This window comes from Lentzea sp. NPDC003310 (assembly GCF_040610935.1).
Lineage (GTDB): Bacteria > Actinomycetota > Actinomycetes > Mycobacteriales > Pseudonocardiaceae > Lentzea.
Genome location: NZ_JBEXNC010000011.1, coordinates 1 through 19,423, shown reverse-complemented (window position 1 = coordinate 19,423; position 19,423 = coordinate 1). Strand labels below are relative to the sequence as shown.

The 19,423-nt window shown below is 68.5% G+C and carries 20 protein-coding genes; 5 read left to right on the top strand and 15 right to left on the bottom strand.

Annotated elements, in window-relative coordinates; genetic code table 11:
• Positions 1 to 179: 179 nt before the first annotated feature.
• A complete protein-coding gene (eccD, locus tag ABZX02_RS23110) occupies positions 180 to 1,583 on the top strand; it encodes a type VII secretion integral membrane protein EccD (protein ID WP_355300636.1) in 1,404 nt (467 codons plus the stop codon).
• Positions 1,580 to 2,989: a type VII secretion-associated serine protease mycosin gene (mycP, locus tag ABZX02_RS23105; RefSeq protein ID WP_355300635.1), complete on the top strand. Its 1,410-nt coding sequence runs from the start codon at positions 1,580 to 1,582 to the stop codon at positions 2,987 to 2,989. Before eccD ends, mycP begins: the two co-directional genes overlap by 4 nt.
• A gap of 66 nt (positions 2,990 to 3,055) precedes the next feature.
• Here mycP and ABZX02_RS23100 read toward each other — a convergent pair whose 3' ends face one another.
• From ABZX02_RS23100 to eccB, 3 genes are all read right to left on the bottom strand, one after another.
• On the bottom strand, positions 3,056 to 4,138 hold the full coding sequence (locus ABZX02_RS23100; RefSeq protein WP_355300634.1) for a hypothetical protein: 1,083 nt from the start codon (positions 4,136 to 4,138) through the stop codon (positions 3,056 to 3,058).
• A gap of 8 nt (positions 4,139 to 4,146) precedes the next feature.
• Entirely contained in the window at positions 4,147 to 4,464 is a 318-nt protein-coding gene (locus tag ABZX02_RS23095; RefSeq protein ID WP_355300633.1) for a type VII secretion target, read from the bottom strand.
• Between the two features lie 70 nt (positions 4,465 to 4,534).
• Complete coding sequence (eccB, locus tag ABZX02_RS23090) at positions 4,535 to 6,154, bottom strand: type VII secretion protein EccB (RefSeq protein WP_355300632.1); 1,620 nt, start codon at positions 6,152 to 6,154, stop codon at positions 4,535 to 4,537.
• Positions 6,155 to 6,433: 279 nt separating this feature from the next.
• Between eccB and eccE the strand changes: the two genes are divergently transcribed.
• The 3 genes from eccE (at position 6,434) to ABZX02_RS23075 (ending at position 10,147) form a co-directional block, all read left to right on the top strand.
• Positions 6,434 to 7,639: a type VII secretion protein EccE gene (gene eccE / locus ABZX02_RS23085; RefSeq protein ID WP_355300631.1), complete on the top strand. Its 1,206-nt coding sequence runs from the start codon at positions 6,434 to 6,436 to the stop codon at positions 7,637 to 7,639.
• Positions 7,636 to 8,364 carry a hypothetical protein gene (locus ABZX02_RS23080; protein ID WP_355300630.1) on the top strand — a complete coding sequence of 243 codons (729 nt, stop codon included), beginning with the start codon at positions 7,636 to 7,638 and terminating at the stop codon, positions 8,362 to 8,364. Before eccE ends, ABZX02_RS23080 begins: the two co-directional genes overlap by 4 nt.
• Before the next feature lie 220 nt (positions 8,365 to 8,584).
• Positions 8,585 to 10,147 carry a S8 family serine peptidase gene (locus ABZX02_RS23075; RefSeq protein WP_355300629.1) on the top strand — a complete coding sequence of 521 codons (1,563 nt, stop codon included), beginning with the start codon at positions 8,585 to 8,587 and terminating at the stop codon, positions 10,145 to 10,147.
• A 214-nt stretch (positions 10,148 to 10,361) separates the two neighbouring features.
• Here the strand turns inward: ABZX02_RS23075 and truA are convergent, their stop codons facing one another.
• From truA to secY, 12 genes are all read right to left on the bottom strand, one after another.
• Positions 10,362 to 11,150 carry a tRNA pseudouridine(38-40) synthase TruA gene (gene truA / locus ABZX02_RS23070; RefSeq protein ID WP_355300628.1) on the bottom strand — a complete coding sequence of 263 codons (789 nt, stop codon included), beginning with the start codon at positions 11,148 to 11,150 and terminating at the stop codon, positions 10,362 to 10,364.
• Between the two features lie 56 nt (positions 11,151 to 11,206).
• Positions 11,207 to 11,785: a 50S ribosomal protein L17 gene (rplQ, locus tag ABZX02_RS23065; protein WP_355300627.1), complete on the bottom strand. Its 579-nt coding sequence runs from the start codon at positions 11,783 to 11,785 to the stop codon at positions 11,207 to 11,209.
• 44 nt (positions 11,786 to 11,829) lie between these two features.
• On the bottom strand, positions 11,830 to 12,888 hold the full coding sequence (locus tag ABZX02_RS23060) for a DNA-directed RNA polymerase subunit alpha (protein WP_089915248.1): 1,059 nt from the start codon (positions 12,886 to 12,888) through the stop codon (positions 11,830 to 11,832).
• 151 nt (positions 12,889 to 13,039) lie between these two features.
• The gene (gene rpsD / locus ABZX02_RS23055) at positions 13,040 to 13,645 is read right to left on the bottom strand and encodes a 30S ribosomal protein S4 (RefSeq protein WP_030472035.1); all 606 of its coding nucleotides are present in this window, start codon (positions 13,643 to 13,645) and stop codon (positions 13,040 to 13,042) included.
• Between the two features lie 23 nt (positions 13,646 to 13,668).
• Positions 13,669 to 14,076 (bottom strand): 30S ribosomal protein S11, encoded by a 408-nt coding sequence (rpsK, locus tag ABZX02_RS23050; RefSeq protein ID WP_086669042.1) that lies wholly within the window; start codon positions 14,074 to 14,076, stop codon positions 13,669 to 13,671.
• Between the two features lie 37 nt (positions 14,077 to 14,113).
• Positions 14,114 to 14,494, bottom strand: coding sequence for a 30S ribosomal protein S13 (rpsM, locus tag ABZX02_RS23045; RefSeq protein WP_045309821.1), 381 nt, complete (start codon positions 14,492 to 14,494; stop codon positions 14,114 to 14,116).
• Between the two features lie 221 nt (positions 14,495 to 14,715).
• Entirely contained in the window at positions 14,716 to 14,829 is a 114-nt protein-coding gene (gene rpmJ / locus ABZX02_RS23040) for a 50S ribosomal protein L36 (RefSeq protein WP_010148647.1), read from the bottom strand.
• Between the two features lie 25 nt (positions 14,830 to 14,854).
• Complete coding sequence (gene infA / locus ABZX02_RS23035; RefSeq protein ID WP_005166804.1) at positions 14,855 to 15,076, bottom strand: translation initiation factor IF-1; 222 nt, start codon at positions 15,074 to 15,076, stop codon at positions 14,855 to 14,857.
• Between the two features lie 122 nt (positions 15,077 to 15,198).
• Positions 15,199 to 15,780 (bottom strand): hypothetical protein, encoded by a 582-nt coding sequence (locus ABZX02_RS23030; RefSeq protein ID WP_355300626.1) that lies wholly within the window; start codon positions 15,778 to 15,780, stop codon positions 15,199 to 15,201.
• 202 nt (positions 15,781 to 15,982) lie between these two features.
• On the bottom strand, positions 15,983 to 16,768 hold the full coding sequence (gene map, locus ABZX02_RS23025) for a type I methionyl aminopeptidase (RefSeq protein ID WP_355300625.1): 786 nt from the start codon (positions 16,766 to 16,768) through the stop codon (positions 15,983 to 15,985).
• 59 nt (positions 16,769 to 16,827) lie between these two features.
• The gene (locus ABZX02_RS23020; RefSeq protein ID WP_285643076.1) at positions 16,828 to 17,376 is read right to left on the bottom strand and encodes an adenylate kinase; all 549 of its coding nucleotides are present in this window, start codon (positions 17,374 to 17,376) and stop codon (positions 16,828 to 16,830) included.
• Entirely contained in the window at positions 17,377 to 18,687 is a 1,311-nt protein-coding gene (gene secY, locus ABZX02_RS23015; RefSeq protein ID WP_355300624.1) for a preprotein translocase subunit SecY, read from the bottom strand.
• Positions 18,688 to 19,423 lie beyond the last annotated feature (736 nt).

Below are 19,423 nucleotides of genomic sequence, written 5' to 3'. Positions count from 1 at the left end.
TGCGCATCCGCGCGCGTCGCGAAGGTGGGTCTGGAAAAAACCTGACCGAACGTGTTCTGCAAACGACACGTGCAGGAGACGTCGGTGAGGCCATACTAGGGCCGCCCGGCAACCGCCCAGGTGGACCAATAAGGTCGGGCCGTTGATTTGTTAGCACTGATCTGACTTAGGGGGCCCTGGTGGCGACCGGTACGACGGTGTTCAGCCGTGTCACGGTGGTGGCACCTCGAACGCGTATCGACGTCGCGCTGCCTGCCGACGTGGCGGTGGCCGATCTCCTGCCGATGCTGCTGGACATGGCGAGAGAGGCCACTCCGGACGGTGGCGTACGGCACGGTGGCTGGTGCCTCGCGAAGCTCGGCGACAGCCCGCTCGACCCCGCGCGCACCCTGGCGTCGCTCGGCGTGGTCGACGGCGAGCTGCTGCAGTTGCGGCGCCGCAACGAGAATCCGCCTCCGCCGTTGTACGACGACGTCGTCGACGCGATCGCGGAGTCCGATCCGGACTCGTTCCGGCCGTGGACCAAGGAGACCGCGCAGAAGTTCGGTCACCTCGCCGGCGCGCTCGCGCTGATCGCGTCCGCGGTGGCGTTGTTCCTGTCCGGCCCGATCACGACGGCGGGTTCCGGCAGCGGTCTCGCGGCCGCCATCGCCGGTGGCGTCGGCGCGATCGCGTTGCTGGCGGCGGGCTCGACCATCGCGCGGGCCTACAACGCCGTCTCGACCGGTGTGCTGATCGCCGCGTGCGGTTCGCTGCCGCTGGCGTTCGTCGCCGGCTACCACGCGGTGCCCGGCGTCGGCTTCAACCCGAAGATGCTGCTGGCGTCCGCGCTGATGATGATCTTCGCGTGGGGCGGCATCCTGCTGATCGGGCAGGGCATCACGGTGTTCATCGCGGCCGCGACCGGCGGCACGCTGGTGGCGCTCGCGTTCCTCGTCGCGACGTTCGTCGAGCACCCGCTGCCCGGCGTGGCCGCGGCGACCGGTGCCGTGGCGCTCGCCGCGCTGTCGATGCTGCCGAGGCTCACGCTGCAGCTCGCGAAGATCCCGCCGCCCGTCGTGCCGACGAACGCCGAGGACCTCAAGGAGGACAGCGGCTTCCCGGAGTACGCGGTCATCGAGCGCCGCACGGCCGTCGCGCACGAGTACCTGACCGGCATGATCATCGGCACCGGCGTGGTCGCGGCACTGGCCGCCATCGTCGCCGCGTCCTCCGAGACGATCTGGGGCCCGATCTACGGCGTCGTCGTCGCGATCGTGCTGATGATGCGCGGCCGGGCGTACGCCAACGGCGCGCAGGCCGTCGCACTGCTGTCGACCGGCATGGTCGCGAGCGCGGGCATCCTGCTCGGCTGGCTGGTCATCTCGCAGTCGTTCGAGCGCATCGCGTTCGTGTTCGGCACGCTGCTGGTGCTGGGCGCGCTCGCGCTGGTGCTCGGTGTGATCTTCCCCGGCCAGAAGTTCTCGCCGCCGCTGCGTCGCACCGTCGACATCATCGAGGCGATCCTGATCGCCTCCGTGCTGCCGCTCGCGCTCGCCGTGATGGACATGTACCAGGTGTTCCGAGGTCTGATCACGCTATGAGGTCCGGCATCAGGCGCACCACGGCGGCCGCGACCGCCGGTCTGCTTCTGCTGACGGGGACGCTGCCGCAGGCCTCCGCTCAGCCGTCCTCCTCGGCGGTCGCACCGAAGTCGAACTCGGTGCCGCCGGAACTCCCGGCGAACGTCGGGCCTCCCGAGGACAAGGGCGTGCCGGACGTGAAGTACGAGCGCACCACCAAGGGGTGCGTGGAGTCCGACACCAAGAGCGAGCTGATCGAGTACATGCCGTGGGGCCAGGTCCACCTGAACCTGGACCAGGCCCACCGGTTCGCGACGGGCGCCGGCGTCAAGATCGCGATCATCGACACCGGCGTCGACCCGCGCAACCCGCGCTTCGGCGGCCGGGTCCAGGGCGGCGGCGACTACGTCGCCAACCAGAACGGCCTCGACGACTGCGACGGTCACGGCACGGAGGTCGCCGGGGTCGCCGCCGCGGCGAAGACGGAGGGCGACTTCGTCGGCGCCGCACCGGAGGCGACGATCCTCGCGATCCGCCAGACGAGCGACCGCTTCGAGTTCAAGGGCGACGCGAACAACGAGAAGCGCGCCTCCGCCGGCAAGGTCGGCACGCTGGCGCAGGCGATCGTCCGCGCGGCGAACCAGAACGCCAAGGTCATCAACATCTCGCTGACGAACTGCAGCTCCCCCAAGGGGTTCAGCGCGGACGACCAGAAGCTGCAGGCCGCCATCCGGTACGCGGTGGACGTCAAGGACGCCGTGATCGTCACGGCGGCCGGCAACCTGAGCGACCAGGGCACGGGCTGCGCCCAGCAGAACAGCAACCTCGACCCGGCCAACGTCAACTCGGTCTCGTCGCCGGCGTGGTTCGCCGACGACGTGCTGTCCGTGGCGTCGATCTCGCGCTCGGGCGCGGTCTCGTCGTTCAGCGTCTGGGGCCCCTGGGTCAGCATCGCCGCGCCGGGCGAGGAGATCATCTCCGTCGACCCCAAGGGCACCGGCCTGACCAACGCCAACGTGACCGCGCAGGGCGTGCAGGACATCAAGGGCACCAGTTTCGCCTCGCCGTACGTGGCGGGGATCACGGCGCTGGTGCGCGAGCGGTTCCCGAACCTCAAGGCGCGCCAGGTGATGGAGCGCCTCAAGGCCACCGCGCTGCACCCCGGCAACGTGACCGGCAGGGACAACAAGACCGGCTTCGGCATGGTCAACCCCGTCGCCGCGCTGACCGCCGTGCTGCCGGGTGAGGCGGCCGGGTTCACCGCCGCGGAGCTGAAGCAGATGAACACGGACGTCACGCCTCCGCAGGGGCTCGACTGGCCGCCGATCATCGTGGCGCTGAGCGGCATCGGCGTCGGTGGTCTGCTGCTGGCCCTGACGTTGTTCATCCGCAACTCGCTCAACCGCAAGCGCGGCAGTCCGGCCTAGCCGACCGACGAGAAGGGCCCCGCCGGAGCAGTCCGGCGGGGCCCTTCTCGTCGGTCTGGAAGGAACTCAGTCGTCGTCGCCGATCGACTTCGGCGCGGCCTTCTTGGGTTTGCCGAGCAGGTCCTCGATCGACCCGGTGAGGCGCTGCCGCGGCTTGTGCTCCTTGTCGCCGCCCTGCTGCCCACCCATGGCACCCATCATCGGCGCCATGCCCATACCGCCCGCCATGCCCCCGGAAGCAGCCCCAGGACGGCCACCAGCCGCCGCGGGAGCCGCACCGGCCCCGGCACCCTTGTCCGCCGGGGGAACCTGCTCAGCGACGCCTGTGGCGCCTCCGAACTGCATCGGCTGCTCGGGTGTCGCGGCAGCGGCGGGCGCACCCACCGAACCGACGCCGCCACCGACCCCTCCACCGACTCCGCCGCCGCCACCACCGACCGCGCCACCGCCGGAGCCGGCACCGCTGCCCGCGGCCGCCGTGACCGAGGCCGCAGCCGGTTGCGGGAGCGTGGCCGCGGGCTTGGCGGGCGCCGTGTAGGTCCAGTTCTGCTCGGGGTACTTGTGCTCCATCCGCACGGCACCGAAGCCGCCGGCGTCCCCGGAGACCCCTTCGCACAGCTTGAGGAACGCCTCCAGCACCTGCCGCGCGGACTCGTGCAGCTCGCGCACCGGGTCCTTGAGCTCCTCGATGTGCCGGATCGCGCGCTGGTCGCCGTCCACCGGCAGCGCGGCCGTGCCGGACACCGAGTCGGCGGCGTCCGCGAGCACGTGCGCCATGTCCTGCACGATGACCCGCACGCCGTCCGCGGTCTCCTCCAGCGCGTCCGCCATGGCGTTCATCGCGTCGGAGAGGTCGCCGCCCGCGAGGCCCACCTTGCGCATGTGGTCGAGGAACGCGTCGGCGTCCTTGCCCTCCCAGCGCGCGTCGACGCCGCCGAGCGGTGCCGTGACGTGCTTGTTGACCGCCTCGGTCACCTTCGCGGCCTTGCGCCAGCGCTCGGCCTCGTCGCGCAGGTCGTTCCAGTCGCCGACGAGCGGGTCGAAGAAGTCGTGCACGAGGTCCACGACGCCGAGCTTGCGGCTGACCCGCGAGAGGTAGTCGAGCTCGGGACCCACCTCGGCCGCGATCTGCTTGCCGTCCTTGGTCACCACAGCCCCTACCGCCGTTCGACCTTCTTGATGGCCTGCAGGGCCTCCTCGTCGCCGCGCCCGTGCTGCGCGGCGACCGCGTGCAACCCCTTGGCCGCGGCGTCGAGCACGTCGCAGGCACGACCGAGCTGCGAGTTCAGCAACTCGGCCGCCCGCGCGTACCCCTGCGCCGTACCGAGGGTCCTGCCGATCTCGCCGAACGACTGCGGGCGCAGCGGGGACACCTTCATGGCGTCCCGCACCCGCCTCAGGTCGTCCGTCGTCCCGTCGATGCGGTCGGCGTACTTCTCCAACCACTCGGCATCGACGCTGATCCGACCGGCCACAGCGAATCCCCCTACCGAACTCCGGGTGCGTTTGTCCGCATTCGACGGTGATGCACCCGGAGTGGTTCCGCTACTTCTGCTGAACCGCCTGCGGATCCTTGATCGCGCCCTTGCCGGGCACCGGGATCGAGTCGTAGCTGCGGTTCGCCTCGTTCTTGTTGAGCTGCGGCCCCATCGGCAGCAGGCTCAGGATCTGGTTCGGTGCCGGCGGGAACGTCCCGTCGAGACCCAGCGCCGCCGCCGTGGCCGCGTCCGGGACGCCGTAGCGGACACCGCGACCCGTGACGATCTGCACCGGCCCGGTCCCGAAGTCGTTCTTGCCCTGGCTCGCCCGCACGACGGCGGCCTTGCCCGGCAGCATCAGGAACTGGTCGATGATCTCGCCGCCCGCACCCGGCGCACCGAGCTCGGCCGGGGTCATGTCCTTCGGGCCCGGCAGCGCGGAGCCGATGGTGACCGTCGTGTGCTCGGCCCGGTTGTCGGCGGTGACGTTCTCGGCCTTCCAGCCCAGGCACAGCACGACGTTGTTGGGGTTGGGCTCCAGCGTCGTCGGGATCTTCTCCGGGTACGACGTGAGCTCGAGCGGCTTCGCCGGGCTGCGGTGGTTCGCGACCGCGCTCGGCGAGAGCCTGATCGCCGCCCGGTTGTTCGAGTACGCGTAGCGCAGCAGGTCGCCGACCGTCTCGTCGACGGTCTGGAAGCCGTCCTCCAGCGCGACCATGGACTCGAAGCCGTTCTGGCGCTCGACCTGGACGACCTCACCGACGTTGACCTTGGTCTCGGTGACGTACGTGGCCTGCTGGCCCTGCTTCGGCATGACCGGCGCGATGAGCGGGGCGACCTCGGGGATCGCGTTCAGCAGGGCGGTGCTGATGGCACGGGGCTTCTTGCCGGTGAGCTTGAGGGCGTTGACGACCCGGTCGTTCTTCAGGTCGACCTCGGCGCGGACCGTCGACGACGAGATGTCGCGCAGGTTCTGCGGCGTCTTGTAGATCAGGTACGCCTTCTTGGCACCGGTGCGCTGCTGCACCAGCACGGCCTCGCCGCCCAACTCCGGGTTGCCGCCGCTGACGCCCGCGATCACGGAGGTCCGGATCTGGTTCTCCGCCGCCTGGTCCTCGCGGAACTTGTCGAGCTGGAGGGTGTCGCAGACCGACCACTGCGCGTCGATGCGGAGGTCCTGCTTGGGGAGCACGTCCGGCGCGTCCGGCAGACCGGTGAGCCTGCCGCGCGGCAGGTTCGCCAGCGCCTTCTCGCTCACGAGCTTCGGGGTGCCGCCCGCGGCCTCCTGCGGAACGCCCGCCTGTCCGGCCGGGGCGTCACCGCCGCCCTGGCCCTGCTGGGCGTCCGGGCTCTGGCGCGAGAGCCACAGCAGCCGGGCCGACGCCAGGTTCGTCATCGGGATCAGCCGCCGGGGTGAGGCGTCGACCACGTAGACCTGGCCGGTCTCCTTGCTGATGGCGATCTGGGTCTGGTCGTCGAGCCTCGGTGCCGGGCTGAAGAGCCCGATCACGAGGAACACGATCAGACCGAGAACGCCCAGCACCACACCCACGGCTGTCGCGCGCGAGTGGGTGCTCATCGGGTCGTTGAGCATCACCGCGTCTCTGCGGACCAGAGCTGACTGCATCCGCTTCAAGACGAATCGGTAGGCCTGGACCTGTGCCTTGGTGGTGGGTGTTGATGCCATTCTCGGCTCGCTGCTCTCCCAGTCGCGGTACGGTTCGGCAGGATAGCCGGACGCAGGTTGCTCCGTGGGCCGGTTCGCCAAGCCCACCGACCATCGAGGGGAAAGAGACCACAACGGATGTCCGTGAAGACTCCACATCCGCCCCGGCCCAACCCAGGGATGGCACGGCCGCAGGGCCCAGGGGGTCCTGGGGGTCCTGGCCAGCAGGCACCCGCGCCTCCGCGTCCGGTCGGGCGTGTCCGTCGCAGAGCCGCGGGCGTGAGCCTCGGCTCGTTGCCCGTGTCGAACGTAGTCACGATCGAGGTCGGTCTCGCCATCGCCCTCCTCGTGCTGGCGATCATGGGCGTGAAGAAGGGCGACGCGCTGAACGTCGTCTCCGTCTCGATCGCCGGTGGCGTGCTGCTCATCGCACTGGTCCTGGCCTTCACCCGGTCGCGTGGCCGCTGGCTCACCCAGTGGATCGGCGTCCGCCTGCGCTACAACTTCCGGTCGCACAGCCGGACCGCGCAGCGGCAGGACCCGGCGGAGTCCAAGCCCGGTGACGACGAGCTGCAGGTGCTCGGCCCGGAGGACCCCCGCGTCGCGTTGCTGCGCCTCGCGATCCCGGACCTGGTGATCGCGAAGGGCGTCGACCACGAACGCCGCCCGCTCGCGCTGTCGTGGCACGACGGCGTGTGGACCGCGGTGCTGCTGGTCGACCCGACGCCGCCGCTGATCTCCGCGGTCGGCTCGGCCCCGTCGCTGCCGCTGGGAGCGCTCACACCGTGCCTCGAGGACCGCGGTGTCGTGCTCGACGCGATCACGGTGATCTGGCACTGCTACCCCGGCAGCGCGGCACTTCCGCCGAACTCGCCGGCCGTCAGCTCGTACATGGAGGTGCTCGGCCCGCTGCCCGCGGCGGCCCGGCGCACCACGTGGATCACGGTCCGGCTGGACCCGCGCCGCTGCGGCGAGGCGATCCGGGAGCGCGGCGGCGGCGTCGTCGGCGCCCACCGCGCGTTGATCGGCGCGTTGTCCCGCGTCCGCAACGCCCTGGAGTCCGCCGGCGTCACGATCCGTCCCCTCGACTCGGACGAGCTGCTGCGCGCGGCGATCTCGTCGGCCGAGCTCACCGCGGCCGTCGGCGGCACGAACCCCGTGTCGCTGCGGGAGAAGTGGTCGGGCGTCACCGCGGGTGGCGTCGGGCACGCCAGTTACGCGATCACCGGCTGGCCGTCCAAGGGCCTCAAGGGCAACCTGAACGCGCTGACCGGTGTGCGCGCTCTCTCGTCGACGCTCGCGATGTCCATCTCACCGTCCCGCGAGGACGGTCAGGTGTCGCTGCGCGGTCTGGTCCGGGTGAGCGCCCGCACGCCGAGCGAGCTCGGCAGGGCCGAGGACCAGCTCGCGAAGCTGGGTGACAAGCTCGACATCACGCTGACCCCGTTGCGGGGCATGCAGCTCGCGGGCCTCGCCGCGACGCTGCCGCTGGGAGGTGTCGCATGAGCTCGTCGTCCCGTCTGCTCGACACACGAGGCCGCGGTGCCGTGGCACCGGAGTTCCTGGTGTCGCCGAACATGCTCGACCTGGTCAGCCCGAGCGGTGACCGCGGCGGCATGATGCTCGGCCAGGGCACGAAGGGCGAGCCGCTCACCGTGTCCGTGCTGCGCCCGACGCCGACCCGCATGGTGGTCGTGGGCGGCCTGTACCTGGCGCGCCAGATCGCGTTGCGCGCCATGGCGACCGGCGCGTGGATCATCATCGCCACCGGCCGCCCCCAGGCGTGGCAGCCGGTCGTGCGCGCCGCGGGCCAGGGCCCGGACGGCCGTCCGTCTCAGTTGGTGCAGCTGCGCCGACTGTCCCCGGCGGACCTCCCGCGCCCGACGGAGGACATGCCGCTGCTCGTGATCCACGACGGCGGCCACGTCCCGCAGGAGCTGTTCCCGCCGCGCGCCCCGTGGCAGACCACGATGTACGTGCTGCCGTACCTGCACCCGCAGGCGTCGTCCACGGCGAACAACGCGGACCTCGTGCTGCTGCAGCGCCTCCCGATGGGCCAGGCGCAGCTCGCGGGCCAGATGTGGCGCCTGCGCCCGCAGATGTTCCAGCAGCTGACGCAGCTCAAGGACGACCAGGTCATCGCGATGGGCCAGGACATGTGGGCGCACCTGCGCCTGTACACCACGCCCGCCGAACAGCAGATCCTGGGAGCCGTCCGCAGGGGCGATTGAGAAGACAGACGAAATAGCTGAACAAGCGCCCCGAACGGACAACCGTTCGGGGCGCAATTGTTTTGTCCATAGATCAGCGGAACCAACTAATTCACAAACCGCAGCAAATCTGTTGATTCGGCATTCGATGGCAATGTCGTGGACCGTCTTGTGCCCATTCAGTCCGCACCACTAAGAAAATTCTCACCTGCACAACCCTGCGACGAGGGAGCTTGCTGCTATGGGAGAATCGTGGGCCAGACGAGCGGCCGGAATCGGACTGGTGGCGGGCACTGCGCTCGTCCTTTCGTCCGTCTCGGCCACCGCTGCGCCTGAGGGGGAGATTCGCAACCTCGGGGCGGCCAACGCGGTCAAGGACAACTACATCGTCGTGCTGAAGGACGTGAGCACGGCGAGCGCAGACGACCTGAGCGCAAAGTACGGCGCGAAGGTGAAGCACACTTACAAGTCCGCTTTGCGCGGTTTCTCGGCGCAGATGTCCGAAGCCCAGGCCAAGCGCCTGGCAGCGGACCCGGCCGTCGCCCACGTCGAACAGGACGGCGAGGTCCGCGTCTCCGACACGCAGACCCCGACCCCGTCCTGGGGCCTCGACCGCATCGACCAGCGAGCCCTCCCGCTGGACAACAGCTACACCTACCCGAACAGGGGCGCGGGCGTCACCGCGTACATCATCGACACCGGCATCCGCATCTCCCACGCGGACTTCGGCGGCCGGGCGGTGTCCGGAACGGACACCGTTGACAACGATGCCGACGCCTCGGACTGCAACGGCCACGGCACCCACGTCGCGGGCACCGTCGGCGGCACGAAGAACGGCGTCGCCAAGGACGTGAAGCTGGTCGCCGTCCGAGTCCTGAACTGCTCCGGCAGCGGCACCTTCGCAGGCGTCATCGCAGGCATCGACTGGGTCACCGCCGACGTCCAGGCCAACCCGGCCCGCAAGCCCGCGGTGGCCAACATGTCCCTCGGCGGCGGCGCCAACCAGACCGTCGACGACGCCGTGAAGCGCTCCATCGCAGCGGGCGTCACCTACGGCCTCGCCGCCGGCAACGACAACGGCGGCAACGCCTGCAACACCTCCCCGGCCCGCACCCCGGAAGCCATCACGGTCGGCTCCACGGACCGCACCGACGCCCGTTCGAGCTTCTCGAACCTCGGCACCTGCCTGGACATCTTCGCCCCGGGCCGCGACATCACCAGCTCGTGGCACACCAACGACGAGGCCACCAACACCATCAGCGGCACCTCGATGGCCACCCCGCACGTCGTGGGCGCAGCCGCCGTCTACCTGGGCTCCAGCCCCACCGCCACCCCGCAGCAGGTCCGGGACGCCCTCGTTGACAACGCCACCTCGGACGTTGTCACCACCCCCGGCACCGGCAGCCCGAACAAGCTGCTCCACATCACCGGCACGGCCCCCGGCAACCCGCCCGGCCAGTGCCCGGCGGCGACCAACGACACCGACACCGCCATCCCGGACGCCAGCGAGGTCAAGTCCCCCATCACCATCGCCGACTGCCTGGGCAAGGCCAGCGCCACCGCCTCCGTGAAGGTGGCCATCAAGCACACCTACCGAGGCGACCTGGAACTGTCCCTCATCGCCCCCTCGGGCGCCGTGAAGACCCTGAAGGTCAGCAACGGCTCCGACAGCGCCGACGACCTCAACGCCACCTACGCGGTGAACGTGTCGGCGGAGGACGCCAACGGCACGTGGCAGCTGAGGGTGCGCGACCTCTACCGCCAGGACACGGGCCACATCGACTCGTGGACGCTCGACATCTGATCCAGCCGCACCAGCCGTGACAGAGCCCCCGGGAAGCCGGGGGCTCTGCTTTTGCACGAAGAGGGGCAGAGGCGGGACGGAGGGGCAGGACGCGAGGCGCAAGGGCCGCTGGCCGGTCTTTGATCAGCTTGTGGGGGTCTGGGGGCGGAGTCCCCAGGAAGCAACCGCTGCCACAGGACTCAACGCCCCACGCACGAACAACCCACGCGACGGGTCAGGACAGCGTGCGAACCCGCCGAGTCGCCTCAGCCCGAGCCGCCAACTCCGACTCATCCGGGAAATCCACCCGGACCAACGCAAGCCCGTGCGCAGGAGCCACAGTCACCCCGCTGGCACGCCCGCTCAACGACAAAAGGGACCCAGGCCACTCGACAGCCTTCCGCCCCTCCCCAACAGCCAGCAACGCCCCGATGAGCGACCGAACCATCGAGTGGCAGAACGCATCAGCGGACACGAACGCCGTGATCACCCCATCACCACCACGCACCAACTCGAGCCGCTGCAGCTCGCGGATCGTGGTAGCCCCCTCACGCCGCTTGCAAAAAGCGCAGAAATCGTGCTCCCCCAACAACAACCCAGCGGCCACGTTCATCGCGGAAACGTCCAGCGGACGAGGCCAGGCCAGGGTGTCCAAGCGCCGCAACGGATGCGCGCCGAACGCAGCATCGGTCACGCGGTACTCGTAGTGCCGACGCAACGCCGAGAACCGGGCGTCAAAGGCTTCAGGCACCACGCGAGCAGAGAAAACCCGCACGTCCGAGGGCAACGCCCGGGCCAGCCTCTTCGGCAGCCCGGCGACATCCACGGCGGCAGGGAGATCGACGTGGGCGACCTGCCCACTGGCGTGCACGCCGGCATCGGTGCGACCGGCCACGGTCAGCACGACGTCCTCGCGCAGCACCATCGACATGGTGTCCTCGAGGACACCGCAGACGGTCCGCCGCGAAGGCTGACGGGCCCAGCCGGAGAACTCGGTTCCGTCGTACGCCAGGTCGAGGCGCACACGAACGAGCCCGCCGCCCCCGGAACCGGGAACGACGGGCTCGTCAGCGTTCAGAGTCAGGACTTGTCCTTGGACTCGTCCTTGGCCTCTTCCGCCTTGACGTCCTCGGCCGACGGCTCGCCGTCGACCTCGACAGCGCCCTCGGCGGGCTCGTCGGCAGCGTCCTTGGTCGCGGACTCGGGCGCGTCAGCGTCCTGGTCGACGACGGCGGTCTCGGCCGGCTTCTCGTCCTTGGCGAACTTGGTCTTGCGCGCAGCCTCGGCCTCGGTGGAGACGAGCTTCTGCTGCACCAGCTCGATGATGGCCATGGGGGCGTTGTCGCCCTTGCGCGCCAGCGTCTTGGTGATGCGGGTGTAACCACCGGAACGGTCGCTGAAGAACGGACCGATCTCGGCGATCAGCTTGTGGACGACGTCCTTGTCGCGGATCACCTTCATGATCTCGCGACGGTTGTGCAGGTCGCCGACCTTGGCCTTCGAGATGATCTTCTCGGCGTACGGACGCAGCCGCTTCGCCTTGGCCTCAGTGGTCTTGATCCGGCCGTGCTGGAACAGCGCCGTCGCCAGGTTGGCGAGCAGCAGCCGCTCGTGCGCCGGAGACCCACCGAGCCGGGGGCCCTTGGTAGGGGTGGGCATCGCTTACTCCTGTAACTGAAAGAGATCCTCTGGCTCTGAGAGCGTCAGAGCTGCTCGGTCTCCGCGTAGTCCTGGCCGTCGTCGTGCGGGTCCAGGCCGGCACCGGCGCCCCAGCCCGTGTCACCGGGGTGGTAGTCGGCAGCAGCCGCGGACGGGTCGAACCCAGGAGGCGAGTCCTTCAGGGCGAGGCCGAGGCCGACGAGCTTCATCTTGACCTCGTCGATCGACTTCGCACCGAAGTTGCGGATGTCCAGCAGGTCCGCCTCGCTGCGCGACACGAGCTCGCCGACGGTGTGGATGCCTTCCCGCTTCAAGCAGTTGTAAGACCGGACCGTCAGGTCCAGGTCCTCAATCGGCATCGCGAACGCGGCGATGGTGTCGGCCTCGGCCGGCGACGGGCCGATCTCGATGCCCTCGGCGTCGATGTTCAGCTCGCGAGCGAGGCCGAACAGCTCCACCAGGGTCTTACCCGCGGAGGCAACCGCGTCCCTCGGGGTGATCGAGGGCTTGGTCTCCACGTCGAGGATCAGCTTGTCGAAGTCCGTGCGCTGCTCGACACGAGTCGCCTCGACCTTGTACGTCACCTTGAGAACCGGCGAGTAGATCGAGTCGACGGGGATGCGGCCGATCTCGGCGCCCGCCTGCTTGTTCTGGACAGCCGGGACGTAGCCGCGACCGCGCTCGACGACGAGCTCGATCTCCAGCTTCCCCTTGCCGTTCAGGGTCGCGATGTGCAGGTCGGGGTTGTGCACGGTGACACCGGCCGGAGGCACGATGTCGCCCGCGGTCACCACACCGGGGCCCTGCTTGCGCAGGTACATGGTCACCGGCTCGTCCTCCTCGGACGAGACGACGAGCTCCTTCAGGTTCAGGATGACGTCGGTGACGTCCTCCTTCACCCCGGGAACCGTGGTGAACTCGTGCAGCACGCCGTCGATGCGGATGCTCGTGACAGCAGCACCGGGGATCGACGAGAGCAGCGTGCGGCGGATCGAGTTGCCGAGCGTGTAACCGAAGCCCGGCTCCAGCGGTTCGATGACGAACCGGGAACGGGTCTCGGAGACCGCTTCCTCGCCGAGCGAGGGGCGCTGGGAAATCAGCACTGGGTTCTACCTTTCGACAACAGCGCCCACTATTTGACGCTGTCAACAACAGCCGGACACGAGGACCGGCAAACGCACTCGGCACACCCTTCGCGCCGATGCGGGACCCGACCCGAGCCACCGTCCACAAGAGACGATGGCTCGGAGAGGATCACTTCGAGTAGAGCTCGACGATGAGCTGCTCGGTGACAGGCGTGTCGATCTGCGCGCGCTCGGGCAGCTGGTGCACGAGGATGCGCAGGTTCGACGGAACGACCTGCAGCCAAGCGGGAATCGGGCGGTCACCGAACGACGCGCGGGCGGCCTCGAAGGGCAGCGTCGGCATCGACTTCGGCTTCACGTCGATGATGTCGAACTTCGACACCTGGTAGCTCGGGATGTTCACCTTGTGGCCGTTGACCAGGAAGTGACCGTGGCTGACCAGCTGGCGAGCCTGGCGACGCGTGCGGGCGAGGCCCGCGCGGTACACCACGTTGTCGAGGCGGGCCTCGAGGATCTGGAGCAGGTTCTCACCGGTCTTGCCCGGGCGACGAACCGCTTCCTTGTAGTAGCGGACGAACTGCTTCTCGAGCACGCCGTAGGTGTAGCGAGCCTTCTGCTTCTCCTGGAGCTGCAGCAGGTACTCGGACTCCTTGACCCGGCCACGACCGTGCTGGCCGGGCGGGTACGGACGGCGCTCGAACGCCTGGTCCCCACCAACGAGGTCGACCTTCAGGCGACGCGAGATGCGCGTCGCGGGTCCCGTATAACGAGCCATTAGTTCTTACTCCTCCCCGTGCCTCAGACCCGGCGCCGCTTGGGCGGGCGGCAGCCGTTGTGGGGCTGCGGGGTCACGTCCTGGATGGTACCGACCTCGAGACCGGCGGCCTGCAGCGAACGGATCGCGGTCTCACGGCCGGAGCCGGGACCCTTGACGAACACGTCCACCTTGCGCATGCCGTGCTCGGCGGCCTTGCGGGCGGCGTTCTCGGCAGCCATCTGCGCCGCGAACGGCGTGGACTTGCGCGAGCCCTTGAAGCCCACGTGGCCGGCGGACGCCCACGAGATCACGTTGCCCATCGGGTCGGTGATCGACACGATGGTGTTGTTGAACGTGCTCTTGATGTGCGCCTGGCCGTGCGAGACGTTCTTCTTTTCCTTGCGCCGGATCTTCTTGACCCCGGCTCCCGTGCGGGACTTGGGTGGCAAAACGAACTCCTAAGTCGAGTGCAGTAGACGCGAGGTCTTACTTCTTGCCGGCCTTCTTCTTGCCGGCCACGGTCTTCTTCGGACCCTTGCGGGTACGGGCGTTCGTCTTCGTGCGCTGTCCGCGAACGGGCAGGCCGCGACGGTGCCGAAGACCCTCGTAGCAGCCGATCTCCATCTTGCGACGGATGTCGGCCGCGACCTCACGGCGAAGGTCACCCTCGACCTTGTAGTTCGTCTCGATGTGGTCCCGCAGCTTGGCGAGGTCGTCGTCCGTCAGATCCTTCACCCGGAGGTCCGGGGAGATCTCCGTGGCGGCGAGCAGCTCCTTGGAGCGCGTACGACCGATGCCGAAGATGTAGGTGAGCGCGATCTCCATCCGCTTTTCGCGGGGGAGGTCGACGCCAGCGAGTCGTGCCATGTGGCGGTTAACTCCTGTCGATTACTTCCAGGTCTGCTCCTCGCCCAATTCCGGTGACTGACTCGCTGTGTGTCGTTCCGGCTGTTCTCACAGCCGGTGTCCCGGCCCCGGCCTGGAATCCGGGGGTGTCCGCACGCCTGAAAGCCCGGCGTGCGGTAGGTGCGAGGAGGCTTCTCGTTACTGCGTCATCGAAGAACCCGACGAGCGCGAAGTGGAACTGCTCAGCCCTGGCGCTGCTTGTGGCGCAGGTTCTCGCAGATCACCATGACCCGGCCGTGACGGCGGATCACCTTGCACTTGTCGCAGATCTTCTTGACGCTCGGCTGAACCTTCACGCCTGAGATCTCCTGCTACTGGAGGTCACTTGTAGCGGTAGACGATGCGCCCGCGGGACAGGTCGTAGGGCGAGAGCTCCACGACAACCCGGTCCTCAGGGAGGATGCGGATGTAGTGCTGTCGCATCTTGCCGCTGATGTGCGCGAGTACCTTGTGACCGTTCTCCAACTCGACCCTGAACATCGCGTTGGGGAGCGGCTCGACTACGCGGCCCTCGACCTCAATGGCCCCGTCCTTCTTGCCCATGTCCTCCGCGTTTCGTGACGGTGGTAATAACCTTTGGACGCGCGTCATCCCGGTTCGATCTCACCTGCAAGGGCATGACAGAACCGGCGCGACTGGTGCGCCACCTGACCAGTGTACGCAGTTCACTGCGGCAACCCAAATCGGGTCCGCTCCCGGCCCTCGCCGGGCCGTGCGCCCCGCTCGAGCACGGGCCGCAGGCGCGCGATGTCGTTGATCTCGGACTCGTGCCTGCCGAGCACCGACTTGAGCGTCCGCAGGCGCTGGGCGGCGGTCCGATCCCCGTAGCCGGTGTCGTCGGAACACCTCTGAGCTGCGTTGTTGAGCGCGACGTCGCCCGATCCAATGCCGTAGCTCGCAAGGCTCGGGTCGCCGGGTTCGCGCTGGACGAACCCCGCCCGATCGAGGCAGCTCAGCAACGTCGTCCCGATGGCCCGCGTCTCCGCGGCCTCCGGACCGGACTGCAGCAGCACCTCCCACTCACGCACGACCACGTCGTGCAGGACGGTGATGCGACTCACGGCGTCGATGTACTCCCACGGCGCGGAGGCGCGACTACGGCCTCCACAGCCACCGTCGACGGGCGGCGGCGGACTGACGAAGTTCGGACGCCGCACGAGCACGTCGGAGAACGGTGGCTGACAGCCCTCCGCAGCCGCGATGGCGTCGGCCAGGAAGATCCGGTCGGCTATTCGCTCAGCCGGCACGTCCTGGTAGGTCAGATCTGTGGCCGGCTTAGAGGCAGCGCAGCCTGCTAGTGCGATCAGAAGGGTGGACAGGACGAAACGGGTGACCCCCACAATGCCCCCAAGCATTGGACTCGTTCGTCACCTCGACCGTATCGGGCCCGACAAACGAAATAGCCCCGTTCACCGCGAGGCGAACGGGGCTATGTCCAGAACCTGGGGACTACTTGGTCTCCTCGGGCGCGGTGAGCACCCAGGGGCCGTCCTCGGTGATCGCGACGCTGTGCTCCCAGTGCGCGGCACGCGTGCCGTCGAGCGTGACGACGGTCCAGCCGTCCTCGAGCTCCTGGGAGTCGTCGGTGCCGAGCGTGAGCATCGGCTCGATCGCGATGGCCATGCCGACCTTGAGCCGGGGCCCCTTGCCGGGCTTGCCGAAGTTCGGCAGGAACGGCTCCATGTGCATCTTGGTGCCGATGCCGTGGCCGCCGTAGTCCGCGACCACGCCGTACTCGATGCCGTCGCGCTCCCCCGACTCGATGGCCGAGGACTCGATGGCGAACGAGATGTCGGTGAGCCGGCCGCCGGGCAGCGCCGCCTCGATGCCCGCGAGCATCGACAGCCGGGTCGCCTCGGACAGCTTGTGGTCCGCGGGAGACAGCTCGCCCACGCCGACCGTGACGGCCGAGTCGCCGTGCCAGCCGTCGAGGATCGCGCCGCAGTCGATGGAGATCAGGTCTCCCTCGGCCAGCACCTGCGTCTTGCTGGGGATGCCGTGGACGATCTGGTCGTTCACCGACGCGCAGATGCTCGCCGGGAAGCCGTGGTAGCCCTTGAAGGACGGGACGGCGCCGGCGTCGCGGATGGTCTGCTCGGCGATCTCGTCGAGCTCCCAGGTGGTGACCCCGGGCTTGACCGCGTCCACGACGTTGCGCAGCGCACGTGCCACGACCAGGCCGGAGGCGCGCATGGCCTCCAGCTGGCCGCGGGTCTTGATCTCGATCTTGCTCATGCCTTCACGATCTGTTGCACCTGTGACGACAGCACGGAACCGCTGAAGCAGCCCGCCTGTCACTTCTCGTTCAGCGCGGCGAGCGCACGCTCGCTGATCTCGTCGATCTCGCCGACCGCGTCGATGGAGATGACCTTGTCCGCGTAGTAGCTCAGCAGCGGCGCGGTCTCGTTGCGGTACACCTGCTGGCGGTGCCGGATGACGTCTTCCTTGTCGTCCGTGCGCCCGCGGGCGAGCAGCCGCTCCACCACGACGTCCTCGTCGACCCGGAACTCCAGCACCGCGTCGAGCGAGTGGCCGCCGACGGCCAGGAACTCGCCCAGCTTGTCGGCCTGGGCGACGTTGCGGGGGAACCCGTCGAGCAGGAACCCGTCCGCCGCGTCCGCCTCGGCCAACCGCTTGCGCACCATCTCGTTCGTGATGGAGTCCGGCACGAGAGCGCCCTCGTCGAGGATGCTCTGCACCTCCAGCCCGAGCTCGGTCTGGTTGCTGATGTGTGACCGGAAGAGGTCGCCCGTCGAGATGTGCGGCACGCCGAGCTTGCGGCTCAGAACTTCGGCCTGGGTGCCCTTGCCCGCGCCAGGCGGGCCAACGAGAACGAGTCGCATCTAGCGGAGGAACCCTTCGTAATTGCGCTGCATGAGCTGGCTCTCGATCTGCTTCACGGTGTCGAGGCCGACACCGACCATGATCAGAACCGCGGTACCGCCGAACGGGAAGTTCTGGTTCTGGCCGTCGCCGGTCAGGTCCAGGAACAGGTTCGGCAGGATCGCCACGATGCCGAGGTAGAGCGAACCGGGCAGGGTGATGCGGCCCAGGACGAACTTGAGGTACTCGGCGGTGGGGCGACCCGGGCGGATGCCGGGGATGAAGCCACCGAACTTCTTCATCTCGTCAGCACGCTCGTCCGGGTTGAACGTGATGCCGACGTAGAAGTACGTGAAGAAGACGATGAGCAGGAAGTACGTGGCGATGTGCACCCAGCTCGACTGCTTGACCAGGTAGGTCTGCACGAAGGTCGAGAACCAGTTCTGCTCGGTCGAGGAGCCCTGGGTGAGGCGCACGATCAGGTCCGGCAGGTACAGCAGCGAAGAGGCGAAGATGACCGGGATGACGCCGGCCTGGTTCACCTTGAGGGGAAGGTACGTCGACGTGCCGCCGTACATGCGGCGACCGATCATGCGCTTGGCGTACTGCACCGGAATGCGGCGCTGCGCCTGCTCGACGTAGATGACGCTCGCGATGATGAGAAGGGCTGCCACGACGACGAGCGAGAAGGTCAGGGCGCTCTTGTCGAGGATGTTCTTGCCCTCGGCCGGGATGCGGGCGGCGATACCGGTGAAGATCAGCAACGACATGCCGTTGCCGATGCCCTTCTCGGTGATCAGCTCACCCAGCCACATGATGACCGAGGTACCGGCGGTCATGGTGATGACCAGCACGATGAGGGTGAAGATGCTGTCCTTGTTCGGGATGACGTCCTGGTCGCACTCACCGAACAGCTGCCCGCGCACCGCCAGCGCCACGAGACCGGTCGACTGCAGGATCGCGAGACCGATCGTCAGGTAGCGCGTGTACTGCGTCAGCTTGCCCTGGCCGGCCTGGCCTTCCTTCTTCAACTGCTCGAACCGCGGGATGACCACGGTGAGCAGCTGGATGATGATGCTCGCGGTGATGTAGGGCATGATGCCCAGCGCGAAGACCGACAGGTTGAGCAGTGCGCCACCGCTGAACAGGTTGATCAGCGAGTAGATGCTCTGACTCTCGAGCTGTTCAGCACACGCCCGCACGTTCTTGAAGGACACGCCCGGCGCGGGCATGGTCGCACCAAGCCGGTACACAATGATGATCCCGAGCGTAAACAGGATCTTCTTGCGTAGATCCGGCGTCGCGAGAGCCGAGCGGAATGCGCCGAGCACGCGAACCTCCTGAGCGTTGCCGACCCCCAGGGACCGGCACATGCGGTAGTTGGCAGGCCGAGTCAGGTAGCCACGACCAAGCAACCCGGAGGACATCCGGGTTCAGCCCGCGACTCTAACAGCCCTCCAGTACCACGCCGTACCCAGTGGCCAATCACAGGTTCCAACTCGTTGATCTCTGACCGGATCGCTGGTCCATCCGGGGTATCCACCACCGGGAATCCGTGCTACGAGCAGCACTTTTCGCCAACCGCGAACGTTTGCGAGCCCCTCGAAGTTCCCCGGAAAATCCCCGCAGAGCGAACCCGCAGTCGCACACCAATCGGGACGGGATGGCGGGGCGAGCGGCAGGCAGTCGGGTGGGCGGCGAGCGGGTGGGCGGGCGGCGAGCGGATGGGCGGCAGACGGGGCGGCGGGGCGGACGGCGGCGGGCAAGCGGGCAGACGCGCGGGCGGCAGGCTGCGGGCAGCGGGCAGCGGGCAGCGGGCGGGCATGAAGCCGGCGCCAGCCGCATCACGCGCCCACGCAAGCAGACAACCACGATCGAACAGGCGCCCGCCCGCGCAAGGCAACCACGCACGCAGCCTGGCGTGGCGATGCGAAGCGAGCCGTCTGAACCTCGGCGCGCTGCGAGGCGATAAGCCCCGGCCTCGGCGATCGGGGCTTGACTTTGGGTGCGAGGTGCTACCCCTCGCGGATCGGCCGGGCGCTTTTCAGCCCGGCTTTTAAGGCCGAC